This is a genomic window from Paenibacillus sp. 7523-1, from assembly GCF_002276415.1.
In the GTDB taxonomy this organism is placed as follows: Bacteria; Bacillota; Bacilli; order Paenibacillales; family Paenibacillaceae; genus Paenibacillus; species Paenibacillus illinoisensis_A.
In genome coordinates this window covers 40,235-57,028 of record NZ_NPBR01000005.1, presented here as the reverse complement: position 1 = coordinate 57,028, position 16,794 = coordinate 40,235, and the positions used below count along the sequence as shown (strand labels likewise).

The window sequence follows — 16,794 nt, the reverse complement described above, 5'->3', positions numbered from 1 at the left end:
AGCAATTGATTTGAATTGAAACTTTTGTTTTTGCACGTAGTGAAGGAAACGGATCAATTCTGAAGAAGCGAAGCGTTCGCCTTTGTCTCCGAGTTTTTTTACCACCACAATAACATACAAATTTACACGATAACGGAGAGGGCAGAATAAACCTGAAGAAGCGAAGCGTCCGCCTTTATCACAGGATTTCCCCCTTTAAAGGAGGAATCAAGAAATCTGGGGATAACAGTGGTCGGAAGGTTGTTCTGCCATCGGAGTGACTGTGTAAACACTCACCACAACAAAGGAGAGATCATCATGAGAATGGTAGACATTATTGCCAAAAAACGTGACGGAAAAGAACTGACAACAGCTGAAATTGATTTTGTTGTTCAAGGTTATACCCAAGGAGAAATTCCGGATTATCAAGTCAGCGCTTGGGCGATGGCCGTTTTCTTCAAGGATATGACGGACAAGGAACGCGCAGATCTAACGATGTCGATGGTTAATTCGGGTGAAACGATCGATCTATCCGCCATTGAAGGCATCAAAGTAGACAAGCACTCCACTGGAGGCGTTGGTGATACAACGACTTTGGTACTGGCCCCGCTCGTTGCTGCACTGGATGTTCCTGTAGCTAAAATGTCCGGACGCGGTCTGGGTCACACTGGCGGAACAACAGATAAACTGGAGTCCGTTGCCGGTTTCCACGTCGAGCTGGAGAAGGAAGAATTTATTAGACTCGTAAATGAACATAAGGTAGCGGTTATCGGTCAGAGTGGTAACCTTACCCCAGCTGACAAGAAGCTCTATGCACTCCGTGACGTAACAGCAACAGTTAACTCCATTCCGCTCATCGCCAGCTCCATCATGAGCAAAAAAATTGCTGCAGGTGCTGATGCCATCGTACTGGATGTAAAAACAGGTGCGGGTGCATTTATGAAAACGACGGAAGATGCAAAAGAACTTGCACATGCCATGGTCAGCATCGGTAACAATGTAGGGCGCAAAACGATGGCTGTCATCTCTGACATGTCTCAACCACTGGGCCTTGCGATCGGTAACGCGCTTGAAGTGAAAGAAGCAATCCTGACACTGCAGGGCAAAGGACCAAAAGATCTGGAAGAACTGTGTCTTGCACTCGGACGTCAAATGGTGTTCCTTGCTGGCAAAGCAGACTCCTTGGAACAAGCGGAAGAGAAATTGAAAGAAGTGATCCAGAACGGGAAGGCACTGGAGAAATTCAAGCATTTCCTGGCCAACCAAGGTGGCGATGCGTCTGTCGTTGACCATCCGGATCGTCTGCCACAGGCGAAATATCTGATTGAAGTTGAAGCTGACCGGGACGGTTATGTCGCTGAAATCGTAGCGGACGAGATTGGTACTGCTGCGATGCTGCTTGGCGCAGGTCGTGCTACCAAAGAATCCGAGATTGATCTTGCTGTAGGCTTGATGCTGAACAAAAAAGTTGGCGACAAGGTTAATGCTGGTGAATCGCTGGTAACCATCCATGCCAATCGTGAGGATGTGGCAGATGTAATCGCGAAGATCAAAGAGAACATTACCATTGCGGATCATGCCGATGCTCCTGTGCTCGTTCATGATATTGTAACAGAATAATCAATCAGATCCCCCGAGTACAATATATCTTGGACTCGAATTGAAAAACCCGAAGCCGTGGATTCATGGCTTCGGTTTTTTTCTCGTTCAATGAATATGAGAATCGGTCTGGGCCTTAACTTAGGTTTAAACCAGACCTTTCATTTCCCTTGGAGTTTATCATAAGCCATTACGGAATCTGCATTGGTATAAATATAAGGCGTGGATGGCTCGGAAACAGCAGTTATTTTTGCTGCCCGGATCTCGATGGTATCTTTGCCATTCACCTGGGCAGATCCGATGCTGCCATCAATCTGTACCCAGCTGTCGGTAGGGAAGCTATCGGCTTCAGGAATGTGGATCATTACGCCAAATGGCGCTGCATCTGCTGGACAGCACATGACGAGGAAACGACCAAGCGCAAAGTGCGATTCATGATCCATACCTTCATCCCGATAGACAAAGCCAGTAAGGGAGATCGATTTGCCTGCAAATTGTCGTTGAAACATGTCAATGGTGCCAAGCGTTTCTGAAAAAATCTCAGGATAAACCTTGATGACCGGTTCTGCAAACAATTTTTCCGCTAGCTCAGCAAATTCACGGCTGTATTCATCAGGAGGAATGAATTGGACTTTACTCGCTGACCCAGATGCAGCAGAAGATTGGTTCTGGGCAAAATCTTGAATATTCAAGCTGGCAGCTTCCTCTGGTGCAGGTTCTTTACGCCGGATTTCGGGAGGAGCGTAAGACAGCGACATGCCTTTCTGACTGGCCATGGAACTTCCGAGTGCCTGATCAGGCAGCAATAAGCCGAGCAGCAGGGGAAACGTGATTAAGCCGTAGGTAACCAAGCTTCGAAACCCTCCAGGCGGAGGTGGATGTTCACAATCACAATGGACCTGGCCGTGACCGAACAGTCCATGCCAAGCCATAATGACCGCGATGAACATGAGTGGTATGGGACAGCATAACAGCAAGCGCTGCATCGTAGGTGCCAGATAATAATGTAAAGTATCATTCTCCTTCAAATGCAAGATGTATACGGCAAGACCACCAATCCATACCGCACGGATTAATGAATGCCACTGGATGGAGTGCCTCCTTGGAGTGTGACTATAGGCGTGAAAGGATGCAGGTTGAATCATCTAATCACCTCTTTTCAATTTTCAATGAAATGATCCTATACGCTATACCAGAAGGTTAATCAGCCATGATCCAGCGAAGACAAGAACAATAATGGATATGCTTAACCCAATGACAAACCTTGTGCGGAAAGTGGACAGCAGCATCAGTGTGCTTTTGAAATCGAGCATGGGACCAAGAACCAGAAATGAAATGAGTGGGCCGAGAGCGAAGGTATGCGAGAATGCAGAGGCTACAAATGCATCGGAAGTCGAACAAAGAGATAATACGTAAGCAAATCCCATCATAAACACATAGGAGGCAACCGGTCCGTTCCCAAGCGCAATCAAGTCATTTCGACTAATAAACGTCTGTATACAGGCTGTAATCATTGCACCAATGACCAAATACTTGCTCATATCCACAAATTCATCTCCGGCATGGATAAAGAAGCTGCGCCAGTTTTTCTCATGGTTATGGTCGTGGTCGTCGTGCTTAGGTGGGTGTGCCATTTTGAATGCGGAGTGAGTCTTGACCTCTGTCACGGCAGCCTTGGCTTTGCGCAGAGGATTCTGCCGTACAAACAAATATACCAACAAGCCAATCGAAGCTGCGACGGCAAAAGCCAGTCCCATGCGGGCAATCGTGATTTCGGGATGAGATGGAAAAGCGAGCAGTGTTGCGGTAAACACGATAGGATTGACTACTGGGCCGCTAAGAATAAATGTAACTGCAATATATGAAGGCATGCCTTTATGCATCAAACGGCGAACAACCGGTATCATGCCACATTCGCAGATCGGAAATATGATGCCGAGTAAACCAGCAACTAGTACTCCACCAACGGGGTTCTTTGGTGTAAGCTTGCGAACCATTTCTTCTGACACGAACCACTGCATGAGTGAAGAGAGCAGTACACCGATGAGTAGAAAAGGAGCAGCCTCGAGGAAAATGCCGATGAATACGGTTTTCACATTTTGCAAAGCTTCGCTGTTCCACGCCTGTTTCAGATCAGAGGACATCGTGATGAGCACGGGAACAAGAAAGGCGCAGGGAACCAGGATGGACAGGAGCTTCATATTGGCTGCAAGCTTCATACAACAGACCTCCACAACCGGACTTTTAGTAATCTATATGCTTGTACCTTAAGCAACATACGCAGTTTGGTCTTTTAATCATAAATTTTACGATTTGTTGATTGGTATTGAATCGAGAAGTTGACAAGCGAAAGTCAAGTCAAGTATAGTGTTGATTGTTAATCGTAATAATTACGATTAACAATCAACTAAAAACATATTGGTTCTTCCTTTTTATCAAAGAACCATGGGAGTGGAGGATTAGACATGTCTGAAAAACAAGAGAATCTCCGGGTACCCGTAACCGTATTAAGTGGATATCTGGGTGCAGGCAAGACAACCTTATTGAATCATGTGCTGCATAATCGGGAAGGTATGAGAGTCGCTGTAATCGTAAACGACCTGAGTGAAGTTAACATTGATGCCGGGTTAATTCGAGATGGAGGCGGATTATCACGTATTGACGAGAAGCTCGTGGAGATGTCCAACGGCTGTATCTGCTGCACGCTTCGGGAAGATCTCCTGAAAGAAGTGGAACGTCTCGCTCTGGATGGTTCTTTTGACTATATCCTGATTGAATCGACGGGTATTGGAGAACCTGTTCCCGTTGCACAGACGTTTACCTATATCGATGAAGAACTTGGAATTGATTTAACGAAATTCACCAGACTTGACACCATGGTAACTGTTGTGGATGCGGCGCAGTTCTGGCGGGACTTTTATTCAAAGGAAACATTAATTGATCGGGGTCAGGAAGCAGGAGAGGACGATGTCCGGGGAATCGTGCATCTATTGACCGATCAGGTTGAATTCTGTGATGTGCTGATTCTCAACAAGTGTGATCTCGTCTCTGAGGAGGAATTGCTGAAGCTGGAAAAGGCTCTGCATGCGATGCAACCCGAAGCTAAGCTGATTCGAACGTCTCACGGGCAGATCGATCCGAAGGAGATATTGAACACGGGACGGTTTGATTTTGAAAAAGCCAGTCAGTCTGCAGGCTGGATCCGCGAATTAATGAAGGAAGAACACACTCCGGAAACGGAAGAGTATGGCATTCACTCGTTTGTATACCATCGGAAACGTCCGTTTCATCCAGAACGATTGCTGCGCTGGATTGCGAAGTGGCCGGAGAGTATTGTCAGATCCAAGGGCTTGATGTGGCTGGCTACACGGAACCATATGGCTATTTCCTTCAGTCATGCAGGGACATCCAAGCAACTTGGACCAGCTGGCCTATGGGTGGGTGCGATGAGCGAAGAGGAACGGCAGATGCATTTTGGAGATACGTTACCAGCCATTCCGGATTGGGATGATACATGGGGAGACCGGGTAACGAAATTGGTGTTTATAGGAATTGATATGGACCGAGCAGTGATCGAGCGAACATTGGACGATACTTTGCTTACCGAAGAAGAGATGCAGCTTAACTGGCGTGAACTGAAAGATCCGTTTCCATCATGGGGTTGACAAAAGAAAAAGGATGGGATAGTATCATTAAACAGTAATCATTACGATTAAAAAAGGAGGTCACAACCATGAGAGTCATTGTAACTTTAGCATGTACAGAGTGCGGGGATCGCAACTATACCACGACGAAGAACAAACGTAACCACCCGGAGCGTCTTGAAATGAAAAAATATTCGCCACGATTAAAGAAAATGACGATTCACCGGGAAACGAGATAAATTTTTTTGTCATTTTTAAATCGTAATATTTACGAAAAGAGGATCTACCATGATTCTATCTTCCATGCGCGACGTGGTTTTTGGATATGGCAAAGACCCCGTCATTGATCAATTATCGCTGGATATTCATGTGGGCGAGTTTGTAGGCATTACCGGACCCAACGGTTCGGCGAAGACAACCATGCTGAAATTGCTGCTGGGGCTTTTACAGCCCTGGAGCGGCACGGTACATATGAATATTCAGAACAACAATGGCAACAAACTGGAGATCGGATATGTGCCCCAGCAGGTGGCATCATTCAACAGTGGCTTTCCCAGTACAGTCATTGAACTGGTGCGGTCCGGATGTTATCGCAAGCTTGGTCTATTCCGAAAATTCTCACCCGAACAGGAAGCCGTAGTCGAACGCAGTCTTCGGGAAGTCGGTATGTGGGAATATCGCAATACACGGGTAGGCGAGCTGTCGGGTGGACAGAAGCAGCGCATCTGCATTGCCAGAGCTCTGGCAGGACAGCCCCAAGTTCTAGTTCTGGATGAGCCGACAACAGGCATGGACCGCCGCAGCCGGGAAGGTTTCTATGATCTGATGCGACACTATGCAGATGTCCATGGATTGACCATTATTATGGTCACACATGGCCTTGAAGAGATGGGCAACCGATTGGACCGGACGATCACCCTGGAGCGACAAGAAAGTGAGGAATGGCAGTGTTTGAGTACGAATTCATGCAGCGCGCCTTTTGGGCAGGCGGACTGATTGGCATTATTGCTCCGATTCTTGGTGTCTACCTGATGCTCCGGAGGCAGGTGCTGATGGCCGATACGTTGTCCCATGTTTCTCTGGCGGGAGTGGCCCTTGGTTCGGTCATGAATCTCAACCCGGTAATCTGCGGGTTTGCGATCGCTGTCATTGGTGCGTTATTGGTCGAACAACTGCGTAGAAGCTATCGTACATATAGCGAAGTGCCAGTGGCGATTATCATGACCTCAGGCCTGGCACTGGCTGTGGTGCTCATGAGTTTGAAAACAAACTTGTCCAAAACCTTCAGTTCCTATCTGTTCGGTTCCATCGTTGCAGTCAGCAATGTTCAGTTATGGATGATGGCAGCTGTATGCGTCATTGGTTTGGTTTTTTTCATTGTACTACGGAGACCGTTATATAATTTGACGTTTGACGAAGAGACAGCCTCTATTGGAGGCGTTCAGGTAAAAGGGTTATCGTTTGCTTTCGCCGTACTGACAGGACTGACGGTTGCTTCAGCTATGCCGATCGTAGGCGTACTGCTTGTATCCGCATTGATTGTGCTGCCAGCAGCGCTGGCACTTCGAATCTCTCGCAGCTTCGCTGCTGCATTGGTCATTGCCGTCATTACCGGGTTAATTGGCATTTTTGGCGGATTGACAACATCTTACCATTGGAATACACCGCCAGGTGGAACGATCGCACTCATTTTGCTGGCCTTTCTATTGACTGGAATATCAGCTCAAAAGCTGATTCAACTATACAATCGTAAACGGCATCGCAAGGAAGTAAAACAGCAAGGCGCCAGGATATTAATACAATCAAGGGAGAATACACCGCATGAAATTCAGTAAAAAATCAGCAATGGGACTGCTGTTCAGTCTCACACTTATTGCAGCAGGTTGCGGGCAAACCAAACCCGCATCCGATTCGGATGCAGCTTCAACAAGTACTCCGGCAGCAACTGAGAAAAAATTGAACGTACAGGTTAGCTTTTATCCGATGTATGAGTTCACCAAAAATGTAGCAGGAGATCTGGCTGATGTACATACACTCGTTCCTGCTGGTATGGAGCCTCATGACTGGGAGCCTACACCTCAGGATATAGCAAGCATCGAGAAAGCAGATGTACTTGTCTATAATGGTGCTAGCATGGAATCATGGATTGATCAAGTAAAGGATAGTCTGAGTAATGACAAGCTGGTACAAGTTGAAGCAAGCCAAGGCATTGATCTGCTTGAAGGCGTAGAAGATGGCCATCATCATGGGGAGTCTAGTGCAGATGAGCACGACCACGATCATGCAGATGAAGCAACTACAGAAGAACATGATCATGATCACGAGCATGGGGAAGAAGCTGCTGCAGAAGAGCATGACCATGACCATGCAGATGAAGCGACGACAGAAGAACATGACCATGAACATGATGCCGACACCGAAGAAGGGCATTCACATGATCATGGCGGACTTGATCCGCACGTTTGGTTATCACCTGTTCTGGCTGTTCAGGAAGTGCGGAACATCGAAGCCGGACTGGCACAAGCTGCGCCCGAACATGCCGAACAATTCAAGCAAAATGCGGATGCTTACATCGCCAAGCTGGAGACACTTGACCAAGAATTTAAAGCGGCTGTAACCAACAGCAAACGAAAAGATTTCATTACACAGCATGCAGCGTTCGGCTATCTTGCACAGCAGTATGGTCTGCAGCAAGTACCTATCGCCGGGTTGTCTCCCGAGCAAGAGCCATCTGCAGCACAGATGGCATCTGTAATCGACTTTGCCAAGGAACATCAGGTCAAAACGATTTTCTTCGAAACACTGGTATCTTCCAAAGTATCCGAGACCATCGCCAGTGAAGTGGGTGCCAAAACAGCAGTATTGAATCCGATTGAAGGATTAACCGAAGAGGAGATTGCTGCGGGTCTGGACTACATTGGTGTAATGGAGCAGAATCTGGAGGCCCTCAAACTGGCTCTGAATGAATAATGAAAACCCGTTTGATACCAGTCATCGAAAAAGGTACAATGGTACAACATGCTGAGGAATGGCACAGCCATTCCTTTGCCTTTTGCCAAGCAGAGAGCACAGCGATGTGCTCTTTTCTTGTGTAATACGATCGGAAGACCAATGGGATAGGGGGAGAAGAAGCTTATGGGACTAAGTGAAGAACAGGAAGTATTGCTAAGTCAGCAGCCGCCTCATCTATGGAGAAGACGCAAGCAGGAGCTGCTGCACTGGACGGAACGTGATAAATATACCGTGTCTGCGAAAAGAACGGTGTTGTGGAACGGTGTAGAAATAGATGCGGAGCTGCTTGAAGCCTTATCCTCACTTCAGCAAGCCGGTGTTGGGACCGAATTTTCATGTGCTGGAGTAAGTCCGCTAGATGAACCGATAGACCATTCTTTATATGCTTATGTTACACTAGTGCAAAGTGAAACCGCCGATCAATTTGTCCAATATGCACTGAAGCATATGCGAAATCGTCTGCTCGTTACGCTCGAGGTCGAGAAAGGACGTTATGATCTGTCTTCGTTCTTCATTAGGCATAATCGCAGCTTCTGCTGGTGGATAGAATATTGTGCAGCCCACTTCACAAGGAGAAACGAGAAGAGGGTTGATACGTAGTATAACGATGGGCATGTATAGTCGGTGATGAGGAGGGAACACGGAATTGAATAAATGGCTCAAAACCATATTGTTTTTGGTGGCTTCAGTTTTTCTAACACGTTTTATTCCGTTCTCTTCGTTGTTCCGGAATCTGGACACGATGATTCATGAATTCGGCCATGCTTTAATGACCCTGCTGTTATCCGGGAAAGTATTACGAATCGAATTATACGCCGATCACAGCGGCGTCACGTACTCTTCCATGTTAACACCAGGCAGATCCATTCTGGTGTCATTGGCAGGGTATGTCACGGCTTCTCTTTTTGCATGGTTGTTATTCTATCTATACCGCAAAGGGCTGCAGTTGTGGGGGCTGGGTATCATGACCGCTGTAGCACTGGTTTCCCTTTTCTTGTATGTAAGAGGAGAATTCGGCATGTTATGGCTTACAGGTTTCATTGCTCTGAATGTCGTGATTATGATCTTTGGCGCCAAGATCGTGAAGTACTACTATCTGTTACTTGCTTTCTTGACCCTTGAAGAGTCTGTGGTTAGTGCCATGTACGTTGGTTTCATGTCCTGGACACAGCCTTCACGGGCTGGGGATGCAGCAAATCTGGCTCAACAGACGTTCCTGCCAGCCCTGTTCTGGGGTACACTCTTTGCCTTGTTTGCGCTCTGGTGTGCAAAGGGGGCGCTGAGTCTGTTTTTCCGCAAAGAAGGTATATCTCGCAGTCCACGTTCACGTGGTGTACGTTCGCGAAACGCTTAAATGCATTCAACAAGGCACTTCCTTTTGCGATAAAGGAGGTGCCTTTCTGTATCATTTGTGATTTGGTCTACCCCTAATCTCCGAGATTCTCCCATAGGACGTAGAAATAATAAATCTCCTCCATAATCGCCTGATCATCTTCAGCGGCAACGCCTCCCCTAATTCGTGCAAGGGTACCTAAAATGTCGTAAATGGTCTCACGTTCCACACTAAACTGAATACGATTGACGATGCGGTCCCAGGCTTGCAGTGCATATTCAATTTGAGATTTGGCTTCAGTCCACTGTTTTTTCTCCACTTGATTTTCCAATATTTGTACGGATTCGAGCAAACGGTCCTGTGTACCAAATGGTTTTTTGAGAAATGAGCCTGTGGCCATGATGGCTACAAACAGAACAAGCAAAAATATGGGTAGTACATACAGCAACCAGAAACGTGTTTTCATTCAACCGCCTCCATGCAGATAGTAAAAGAAATTAGAAGGGTCCCTTATAATCACCCATATCCGTTTTTTCTGAGAATTGGTCTTTGAAAAGATCGACATACAATTTGTCGTTAGGCAAGATAGCCGCAAAAGCAATGTCCTGGATTGTAATGTTTTTCTTTTTTAATTGTTCAGTCAGCCAATTGATGTCCTTATTTCTCTCTTTCAGGTTTTGCTTGATCAAGACACCTTCAATAATGAGTTCGGTCATTAGTTTGCTTTTTGGAGGATGCATATGCATGTCCTTGGCAGTAACCGGCTGATTCTCGGGCTTCAAAACGACGGAGAGATTGCCGTCTGGTTCTAGGATTGCATAATCCAGTGTCGTAATGTCAAATACGTCTTTTTGACGCAGCATCATGGTCAATTCATCGAATTTGACACGCATTTTCTGCAGGTTCTGCTCAAGGATTTTACCGTTCTGTATGACAACGGTAGGATCAGAATCCATCAGCTTGGAAATGGTTCGATTTTTAAGTGTAATGTACTGAAAGATAATCGTAATGATTGTAAAAATGGTAAGTGCGACAAAATGAATCCATGCTTTAGAAGACAAATCAGTAGCGAAAGTTCCCGCAATGGAACCAATTGTAATCCCATTAATATAATCGAAATACGTAAGGTTACCCATTTGCTGTTTGCCGAGCACTCTGGTATAGATGATCAGGGTCAAAAAAGCAATTATGGAGCGCACAACCACAACCCATGTTTCTTCCATCATGTATGTATCACCTTCCTACATTTGGCGTACTGCAAAATCACATGTATTTATTAGTAGACAACTAGCTGCCAATTGTTAGTGTTGACTATTACAAGCGTTGCCTCGGCTGGATGATCTTATTCGGAAAATGAAAAAACCCGAAACCAGGATACACACTCCTGATTACGGGTCGTTATTACATGTTAATAATTATTTTTAGTGCTTTACTATTAAGATATCTCTTATAAATGTACCGATCGGATCATTAGACTCCAGCATAAGCCATAAATCCCCCGTCAACGGGGATAACCGTGCCGGTAACGAATGCAGACTGCTTCTCATCCGCAAGCCACATTAGCGTGCCCAGCAGATCTTCAGGCTTCCCGAACCGGCGCATTGGCGTATGTGCAATGATTTTGCTGGAACGTTCAGTAGGAGAGCCATCAGGATGAAGCAGCAAATTCCGGTTTTGTTCCGTAAGGAAAAATCCTGGGGCAATGGCATTAACCCGGATTCCCGATTCGGCAAGATGGACTGCCAACCATTGTGTAAAATTGTTAATTGCAGCCTTGGCTGCACTGTACGCAGGCACTTTGGTCATCGGCGAAGGTGCACTCATCGACGAGATATTAATGACTGTTGCAGGCACGTCACGATCAATCATTTGTCTTGCAAAGATCTGGGTAGGAATAAGAGAGCCCACAAAATTCAGATCCATGACCTGACGAAACCCATCCACACTGACGTCAAAGAACGTGGTGACATCAGGCTGTTCGAGATCTTCCAATCTGAAAATTTCATTCGTCGTATTGGCACTGGCGTGATTACCGCCTGCACCATTGATCAGGATATCGCATGGACCCAGCTTTTCCTGTACCGCTGCCGCCGCGGCCTTCACACTGTCCACTTGGGTGACGTCACAAGCAACGGCAATGGCTGTTCCGCCAGCAGCTTCAATAGCGGCAACAACTTCTTCTCCTTTGGAAACCGTACGATTGAGAATGGCCACACGGGCCCCGTGACGAGCAAGTTCTTCGGCCATGGATCGGCAGAGGACGCCGGCACCACCTGTGATTACCGCTGTTTTGCCTTCCAGACGGGAAGATGTTTCAAATATATAATCGCTCATGCTTTTGTCCTCCTTTGTAGCGAATCCCAGACACCCCAGAGATACATGATACCCAGAGCACGATCGTACAGACCATAACCAGGTCTGCATTGTTCGCCCCAGAGGTGACGCCCGTGGTCCGGTCTTGCATAACCTTCAAAACCAATGTCATGGTAAGCTTCAACTACACCTGCAATATCCACGTTCCCATCCTGGCTGCGATGTGAAGTCTCAATGAAGTCACCGTTATCATACACTTTGACATTACGTATATGGGCAAACGGAATCCGGTCGCGGAATTCATGAATCATACCAATAATATCGTTATCCAGGTTAGCTCCAAGAGATCCGCTGCACAGGGTTACAGAGTTGTAAGGGCTATCATAAAGATTCAGATATCTACGCAGGTTATCCTGGCTGATAATGATCTTTGGTAAACCGAAAATAGGCCATGGCGGATCATCCGGGTGGATCGCCATTCGAATGCCAAGCCGCTCTGCCGTAGGAATGATTTCCTGTAGAAAATATCGGGCATGCTCCCACATATCTTCCTCGGTCACATTTTTATAAGCTTCGAACAGACCAGTCAGGTACTGCAATCGTTCCGGTTCCCAGCCTGGCATCGTTAACGCGGAATTTTCGGTTATGCGCCGCACAAGTTCCAGTGGTTCAATATCTGCGAGCTTGCTGCTTTCATAGAAAAGGGCAGTGGATCCGTCTTCCATTTCCTTATGAAGATCCGTACGCAGCCAGTCGAAGATGGGCATAAAGTTGTAACAGATCACTTTTACTCCAACCTGGGCGAGTTTTTCCATTGTTTTTTTGTAATTGTCGATGTATTTGTCCCGAGTAGGCAGGCCCAGTTTGATATCTTCATGAATATTGACACTTTCCACTACATCCAAATGCAATCCTGCCCGATCAGCTGCCGCTTTGACAGCCAGAATTTTGTCCATGGGCCATTCTTCGCCTGCCGGAACATCATGCAGTGCCCACACAATGCCCTCCACTCCCGGAATCTGCCGAATATGATCGAGCGTCACCGTATCATTGCCTTCGCCAAACCAGCGGAAAACCATTTTCATCACGTTCACCTCATCAAGTGTAATTAGAAAAACCAGACATGTCATTGTTGAAAATAGGAAGGATATGTATCCTGAAGGATGGCCAGATCTGTGACGGTCAGGTGAAGATGTTCCTGCATAATTCGTTCTGCCGTCTGAGCATCATGCTGCTGAATGGCCTCCACCATGGACCGGTGCTGCTCGATTAGATGATCCCACTGATGATCCGAAGACAAACGAAGCATCCGGCTTCGATTGAGGTGTACATTCATCTGCTGGATCACGGTCCATGTTTTGCTTTTGTTGCATCCTGCAAAAAGGGTGCTATGGAATTCCTCGTCCAGTTGAAACATTCGTTCATCGTCCGGTTGCAGCAAACACGCTTGCTGCTGAGCAAGGTTTTGCTCTAATAAAATCATCTCCTGATCCGGAAAATGCGCGCATGCAAGCCGGATCACGGCCCGTTCCAGCTGCTCACGCATGAAGCGTGCTTCTTCAACGAGGTCTACCTGTATAAGAGAAACATACGTGCCGCGCTGCGGATACACTTCAAGCAAACCTTCCTGTGCAAGTCTTACAAAACTCTCGCGAACAGGAGTACGGCTTACCTGAAACTCCAGCGATATTTCCTTCTCAGAGATAGCTGTGCCGGGAGGCAATTTTAAACTTAAAATCAATTGCTTCAAAGTAGCATAGACAACATCCCGTGTTGAGGAGGCTTGCTTATTCTTGGACGACAGACCGTTTAGGGAAGACGACAAACCGGCTTTGGACGAAAACTTTGGGATATATTCCACAACTTCAACTCCTTCAATGACATACTACCATACTTGTATGGTAGTATGGAAGCGCTTTTATTACATTTGAAATGAAATAATGTATGAATAATTGAGTTTTATCTGAATTAGGTATAAAATAGAAGTCGATAGGTTTAAACATTTAAACCAATTTATATGAATGTATACATTGATTGAGCAGATTGAGGTGAACACATGGGTCAGCAAGCGATAAGTATTTTTCAGTCCTGCATTCCATTATTTCAGGTGCTAAGCGATAACCACCGTCAAAATATTTTGTTAATCCTAACCGAGCGGGGTCAGATGACCGTTAACGAGATTACAGAACAATCCAGTCTGTCGAGACCAGCCATCTCTCACCATCTCAAGTTACTGCTTGAAAAAGGGCTTATTTCCGTGGAACAGAAGGGTACCCAGCGGTATTACTCTGCTTCCCTGAAGCCATCCGTTGAACTGTTGAAAGAACTGGTTGCTGCGTTGGAGAAAGAGTGTCTGTAGACAACCGATGAATCTTAACGATGAAGCACGTAGTTTTCCGTTGGTTACGTTCGTTTGTTTAAACGTTTCATCAATACAAGTAGAGGAGACATACGATATGAGCACCTTGCAGGAATTAGATCATCATGCGGTTAAGCTGATTTTGGAGCAGCAGCACCAGTTTTTCCGTTCCGGGGCTACCCGTTCAGCGGAGACTAGAATTGAGCGTTTAACCCAGCTGAAGCAGGCTATTCAGAAATATGAATCCAGACTCACCGAAGCGCTGCATCAGGATTTGGGTAAAAGTGAGTTTGAATCCTATACGACCGAAATAGGTTTTATGATGGACAGCATCAAACACACCATACGAAAAGTGAAAAAATGGGTCAAACCCGTTAAAGTAAAAACGCAGATGGCCCTGGTCGGCTCCAAAAGTTACATTATCCCTGAGCCGTATGGATCCGTGCTCATTATCGGACCTTTCAACTATCCGTTTCAGCTCCTCATAGAACCTCTGGTTGGTGCGATTGCCGCTGGAAACACCGCGGTGCTCAAAGCCTCTGAAAACACACCTGCGGTTTCGGCCGTTGTTCGTGAGATAATCTCCTCGGTATTCGAGCCGGGTTATGTACAAGTTGTAGAAGGCGCCAAGGACACAACGACAGCACTGATTAATGCTCCGTTTGATTACATCTTTTTTACGGGCAGTGTACCGGTAGGAAAAATCGTGATGGAGGCCGCTGCCAAAAACCTCGTTCCTGTTACCTTGGAGCTTGGTGGGAAAAGTCCTGTCATTGTGGACGAGAAAGCAGATATTAAAGTTGCTGCTGAACGCATTATATGGGGTAAACTGCTCAATACGGGACAGACCTGTATCGCTCCGGATTATTTGCTTGTGCATGAACGAGTGAAGGAGCAGCTGATCTCGGAGATGAAAACAGCTGTGGAGTCCTTCTTCGGTACAAACATTCAGCATAATTCCGATTATGGGCGCATCGTCAATCAGGCTCATTTCAGAAGATTAACGAAGCTTATTGAACGGGACCAGGACAAAGTGATCTATGGAGGTCACTCTGATGAAGCGGATCGCTACATTGCACCGACACTAATTGACGCTGAATCCTGGGACGCAGCCGCCATGGAAGATGAGATCTTCGGACCGATTTTGCCCATAATTAGTTACCGCAGCATTGATGAAGCCATTGACGGGATCTTGAAACGTCCGAAGCCGCTGGCTCTTTATTTGTTCACATCAGACTTACAGCTTCAGGATAAGGTGTTGAGCCAGGTTTCTTTTGGAGGCGGCTGTATAAATGATACGATCACTCACGTAGCCAATCCACGGCTGCCATTTGGCGGTGTAGGACATTCCGGTATTGGCTCTTATCATGGGCGGTACAGCCTCGAAACCTTCTCACATATGAAAAGCGTGCTCAAAAAGAGCACCAAACTGAATTTGTCCATTTTGTACCCGCCGTACGATGGCAAGCTGAAGACAATTAAGCGTTTGTTGAAATAAGCACTGCTGCATCAGTAGTGGGATTTCATATTCATCAATTTTGCTCTATCTTCTGACAGACTCACTGTAGAGTAGGCTGTTCCTGTCGGAATCGAGAAGGTGACATGCCCGACCAGCGCTTGAATTGACGGCTAAAGTGAGCGATATCCTTGTAACCGAGCATTGCAGCGATACTTTGAACGGACAGTTTCGGATTACCAAGCAGTACCTTCGCTTCGTGCAAAACCATCTCGGAGAGCGCCACGCGCGGAGACTGACCAAATACCTGCTTGAACACACGGTTACAATGAGAGGAGCTAATCCCCAGTTCAGCAGCAATGTCATCAATTCCATAGTGGCTGTCGGTTTCATTGCCTTGCTTAAACTGCTGGTTTACTAGCCCTTGCAGTCGATTCCGGATCTGATGAGCAAGCTCAATCCGTTCATATCCTTCGGAGAACAGATGCGCTGCCTCCTGAGAGACGGCTTCCCACAAATGCCCGAATAATTCGAATACAGCGGATTGCAGCTGCATGCGCTGAACCATTGTATTCGGTGTCGATTCTTCATTTGCAGAATTCATTAATTTGCTCAGAACCGGCTCAATTTTTAATGTAACCGGATTGTCTGCATGGAAGAGGGTCTGCTTGATTCGGGCAAGCAAGGAGAGGAACAACTGATCATCGATATCAAAGTGCATGCAGAAATAGGTAAATCCCTGACCGTCCTGGCTCTGGCTGGAATGAACGCTTCCTGGAGGAATGAGGAGCAGTTCGCCAGCCTTTTGTGTATACATTTGGCCGTTCACCGACATGAGCTGTACACCTTCTGTCACATAGTTCAGCTCGTACTGCGGGTGTTCATGTGCCGGATAATTCCAGTTCGCACCAACACTCCGCAGATGAATGGCAAAGAGATTGACGGTGGTCTGGACATCTGGATAGAAGACCTCATGTACACTTTCACCCAGAGCGGGAGGCAAGTAAGTAGAAGACATCGGAGACCTCCTTTATAATAGAAACTGATTAAATGGGCAGTCAGCTTACAAGGCTGGCAATGTTCAAAAATAAATGTAATC

The 16,794-nt window shown here is 46.5% G+C and carries 18 protein-coding genes; 10 read left to right on the top strand and 8 right to left on the bottom strand.

Annotation, left to right across the window (positions count from 1 at the left end; genetic code table 11):
- The first annotated feature begins 297 nt into the window (after positions 1-297).
- Entirely contained in the window at positions 298-1,599 is a 1,302-nt protein-coding gene (locus CHH60_RS03785; RefSeq protein WP_095357990.1) for a pyrimidine-nucleoside phosphorylase, read from the top strand.
- A gap of 140 nt (positions 1,600-1,739) precedes the next feature.
- On the opposite strand, the gene CHH60_RS03780 is transcribed toward CHH60_RS03785, so the two are convergent.
- Both CHH60_RS03780 and CHH60_RS03775 read right to left on the bottom strand, forming a co-directional pair.
- Entirely contained in the window at positions 1,740-2,723 is a 984-nt protein-coding gene (locus tag CHH60_RS03780; protein ID WP_095357989.1) for a TIGR03943 family putative permease subunit, read from the bottom strand.
- Positions 2,724-2,765: 42 nt separating this feature from the next.
- The gene (locus CHH60_RS03775; protein ID WP_095357988.1) at positions 2,766-3,797 is read right to left on the bottom strand and encodes a permease; all 1,032 of its coding nucleotides are present in this window, start codon (positions 3,795-3,797) and stop codon (positions 2,766-2,768) included.
- 246 nt (positions 3,798-4,043) lie between these two features.
- On the opposite strand from CHH60_RS03775, the gene CHH60_RS03770 reads away from it, so the two are divergent.
- The 7 genes from CHH60_RS03770 to CHH60_RS03740 all read left to right on the top strand — a co-directional run bounded on the left by CHH60_RS03770 (position 4,044) and on the right by CHH60_RS03740 (position 9,588).
- Complete coding sequence (locus CHH60_RS03770; RefSeq protein WP_095357987.1) at positions 4,044-5,243, top strand: GTP-binding protein; 1,200 nt, start codon at positions 4,044-4,046, stop codon at positions 5,241-5,243.
- Positions 5,244-5,311: 68 nt separating this feature from the next.
- Complete coding sequence (gene rpmG, locus CHH60_RS03765; RefSeq protein ID WP_036613813.1) at positions 5,312-5,461, top strand: 50S ribosomal protein L33; 150 nt, start codon at positions 5,312-5,314, stop codon at positions 5,459-5,461.
- 49 nt (positions 5,462-5,510) lie between these two features.
- Entirely contained in the window at positions 5,511-6,218 is a 708-nt protein-coding gene (locus CHH60_RS03760; protein WP_095357986.1) for a metal ABC transporter ATP-binding protein, read from the top strand.
- Positions 6,164-7,057, top strand: coding sequence for a metal ABC transporter permease (locus tag CHH60_RS03755; RefSeq protein WP_095357985.1), 894 nt, complete (start codon positions 6,164-6,166; stop codon positions 7,055-7,057). The genes CHH60_RS03760 and CHH60_RS03755 overlap by 55 nt, the downstream gene beginning before the upstream one ends.
- A complete protein-coding gene (locus tag CHH60_RS03750) occupies positions 7,044-8,192 on the top strand; it encodes a metal ABC transporter substrate-binding protein (RefSeq protein ID WP_095357984.1) in 1,149 nt (382 codons plus the stop codon). The genes CHH60_RS03755 and CHH60_RS03750 overlap by 14 nt, the downstream gene beginning before the upstream one ends.
- 165 nt (positions 8,193-8,357) lie before the next feature.
- Complete coding sequence (locus CHH60_RS03745) at positions 8,358-8,834, top strand: hypothetical protein (protein ID WP_095357983.1); 477 nt, start codon at positions 8,358-8,360, stop codon at positions 8,832-8,834.
- Positions 8,835-8,880: 46 nt separating this feature from the next.
- The gene (locus tag CHH60_RS03740; protein ID WP_095357982.1) at positions 8,881-9,588 is read left to right on the top strand and encodes a M50 family metallopeptidase; all 708 of its coding nucleotides are present in this window, start codon (positions 8,881-8,883) and stop codon (positions 9,586-9,588) included.
- A 73-nt stretch (positions 9,589-9,661) separates the two neighbouring features.
- Here CHH60_RS03740 and CHH60_RS03735 read toward each other — a convergent pair whose 3' ends face one another.
- From CHH60_RS03735 to CHH60_RS03715, 5 genes are all read right to left on the bottom strand, one after another.
- The gene (locus CHH60_RS03735) at positions 9,662-10,033 is read right to left on the bottom strand and encodes a DUF4363 family protein (RefSeq protein WP_095357981.1); all 372 of its coding nucleotides are present in this window, start codon (positions 10,031-10,033) and stop codon (positions 9,662-9,664) included.
- A gap of 31 nt (positions 10,034-10,064) precedes the next feature.
- A complete protein-coding gene (locus tag CHH60_RS03730) occupies positions 10,065-10,793 on the bottom strand; it encodes a DUF421 domain-containing protein (protein WP_095357980.1) in 729 nt (242 codons plus the stop codon).
- 244 nt (positions 10,794-11,037) lie between these two features.
- Positions 11,038-11,901, bottom strand: coding sequence for an SDR family oxidoreductase (locus tag CHH60_RS03725; protein WP_095357979.1), 864 nt, complete (start codon positions 11,899-11,901; stop codon positions 11,038-11,040).
- A complete protein-coding gene (gene uxuA, locus CHH60_RS03720; RefSeq protein WP_095357978.1) occupies positions 11,898-12,965 on the bottom strand; it encodes a mannonate dehydratase in 1,068 nt (355 codons plus the stop codon). The genes CHH60_RS03725 and uxuA overlap by 4 nt, the downstream gene beginning before the upstream one ends.
- Positions 12,966-13,006: 41 nt before the next feature.
- The gene (locus CHH60_RS03715; protein ID WP_255247856.1) at positions 13,007-13,684 is read right to left on the bottom strand and encodes a GntR family transcriptional regulator; all 678 of its coding nucleotides are present in this window, start codon (positions 13,682-13,684) and stop codon (positions 13,007-13,009) included.
- Between the two features lie 252 nt (positions 13,685-13,936).
- Between CHH60_RS03715 and CHH60_RS03710 the strand changes: the two genes are divergently transcribed.
- On the top strand, positions 13,937-14,239 hold the full coding sequence (locus CHH60_RS03710) for an ArsR/SmtB family transcription factor (protein ID WP_095287060.1): 303 nt from the start codon (positions 13,937-13,939) through the stop codon (positions 14,237-14,239).
- A gap of 97 nt (positions 14,240-14,336) precedes the next feature.
- Positions 14,337-15,737, top strand: a complete 1,401-nt coding sequence (locus tag CHH60_RS03705; RefSeq protein ID WP_095357976.1) for an aldehyde dehydrogenase — start codon at positions 14,337-14,339, stop codon at positions 15,735-15,737.
- A 61-nt stretch (positions 15,738-15,798) separates the two neighbouring features.
- Here the strand turns inward: CHH60_RS03705 and CHH60_RS03700 are convergent, their stop codons facing one another.
- Entirely contained in the window at positions 15,799-16,713 is a 915-nt protein-coding gene (locus tag CHH60_RS03700; protein ID WP_095357975.1) for an AraC family transcriptional regulator, read from the bottom strand.
- Between the last annotated feature and the right edge of the window lie 81 nt (positions 16,714-16,794).

Excerpts from the sequence above, each read along its gene's own strand:
- CHH60_RS03785 (WP_095357990.1), top strand. The coding sequence starts at position 298 with ATGAGAATGGTAGACATTATTGCCAAAAAACGTGACGGAAAAGAACTG.
- CHH60_RS03780 (WP_095357989.1), bottom strand. The coding sequence starts at position 2,723 with ATGATTCAACCTGCATCCTTTCACGCCTATAGTCACACTCCAAGGAGG.
- CHH60_RS03775 (WP_095357988.1), bottom strand. The coding sequence starts at position 3,797 with ATGAAGCTTGCAGCCAATATGAAGCTCCTGTCCATCCTGGTTCCCTGC.
- CHH60_RS03770 (WP_095357987.1), top strand. The coding sequence starts at position 4,044 with ATGTCTGAAAAACAAGAGAATCTCCGGGTACCCGTAACCGTATTAAGT.
- rpmG (WP_036613813.1), top strand. The coding sequence starts at position 5,312 with ATGAGAGTCATTGTAACTTTAGCATGTACAGAGTGCGGGGATCGCAAC.
- CHH60_RS03760 (WP_095357986.1), top strand. The coding sequence starts at position 5,511 with ATGATTCTATCTTCCATGCGCGACGTGGTTTTTGGATATGGCAAAGAC.
- CHH60_RS03755 (WP_095357985.1), top strand. The coding sequence starts at position 6,164 with ATGGCAGTGTTTGAGTACGAATTCATGCAGCGCGCCTTTTGGGCAGGC.
- CHH60_RS03750 (WP_095357984.1), top strand. The coding sequence starts at position 7,044 with ATGAAATTCAGTAAAAAATCAGCAATGGGACTGCTGTTCAGTCTCACA.
- CHH60_RS03745 (WP_095357983.1), top strand. The coding sequence starts at position 8,358 with ATGGGACTAAGTGAAGAACAGGAAGTATTGCTAAGTCAGCAGCCGCCT.
- CHH60_RS03735 (WP_095357981.1), bottom strand. The coding sequence starts at position 10,033 with ATGAAAACACGTTTCTGGTTGCTGTATGTACTACCCATATTTTTGCTT.
- CHH60_RS03730 (WP_095357980.1), bottom strand. The coding sequence starts at position 10,793 with ATGATGGAAGAAACATGGGTTGTGGTTGTGCGCTCCATAATTGCTTTT.
- CHH60_RS03725 (WP_095357979.1), bottom strand. The coding sequence starts at position 11,901 with ATGAGCGATTATATATTTGAAACATCTTCCCGTCTGGAAGGCAAAACA.
- uxuA (WP_095357978.1), bottom strand. The coding sequence starts at position 12,965 with ATGAAAATGGTTTTCCGCTGGTTTGGCGAAGGCAATGATACGGTGACG.
- CHH60_RS03710 (WP_095287060.1), top strand. The coding sequence starts at position 13,937 with ATGGGTCAGCAAGCGATAAGTATTTTTCAGTCCTGCATTCCATTATTT.
- CHH60_RS03705 (WP_095357976.1), top strand. The coding sequence starts at position 14,337 with ATGAGCACCTTGCAGGAATTAGATCATCATGCGGTTAAGCTGATTTTG.
- CHH60_RS03700 (WP_095357975.1), bottom strand. The coding sequence starts at position 16,713 with ATGTCTTCTACTTACTTGCCTCCCGCTCTGGGTGAAAGTGTACATGAG.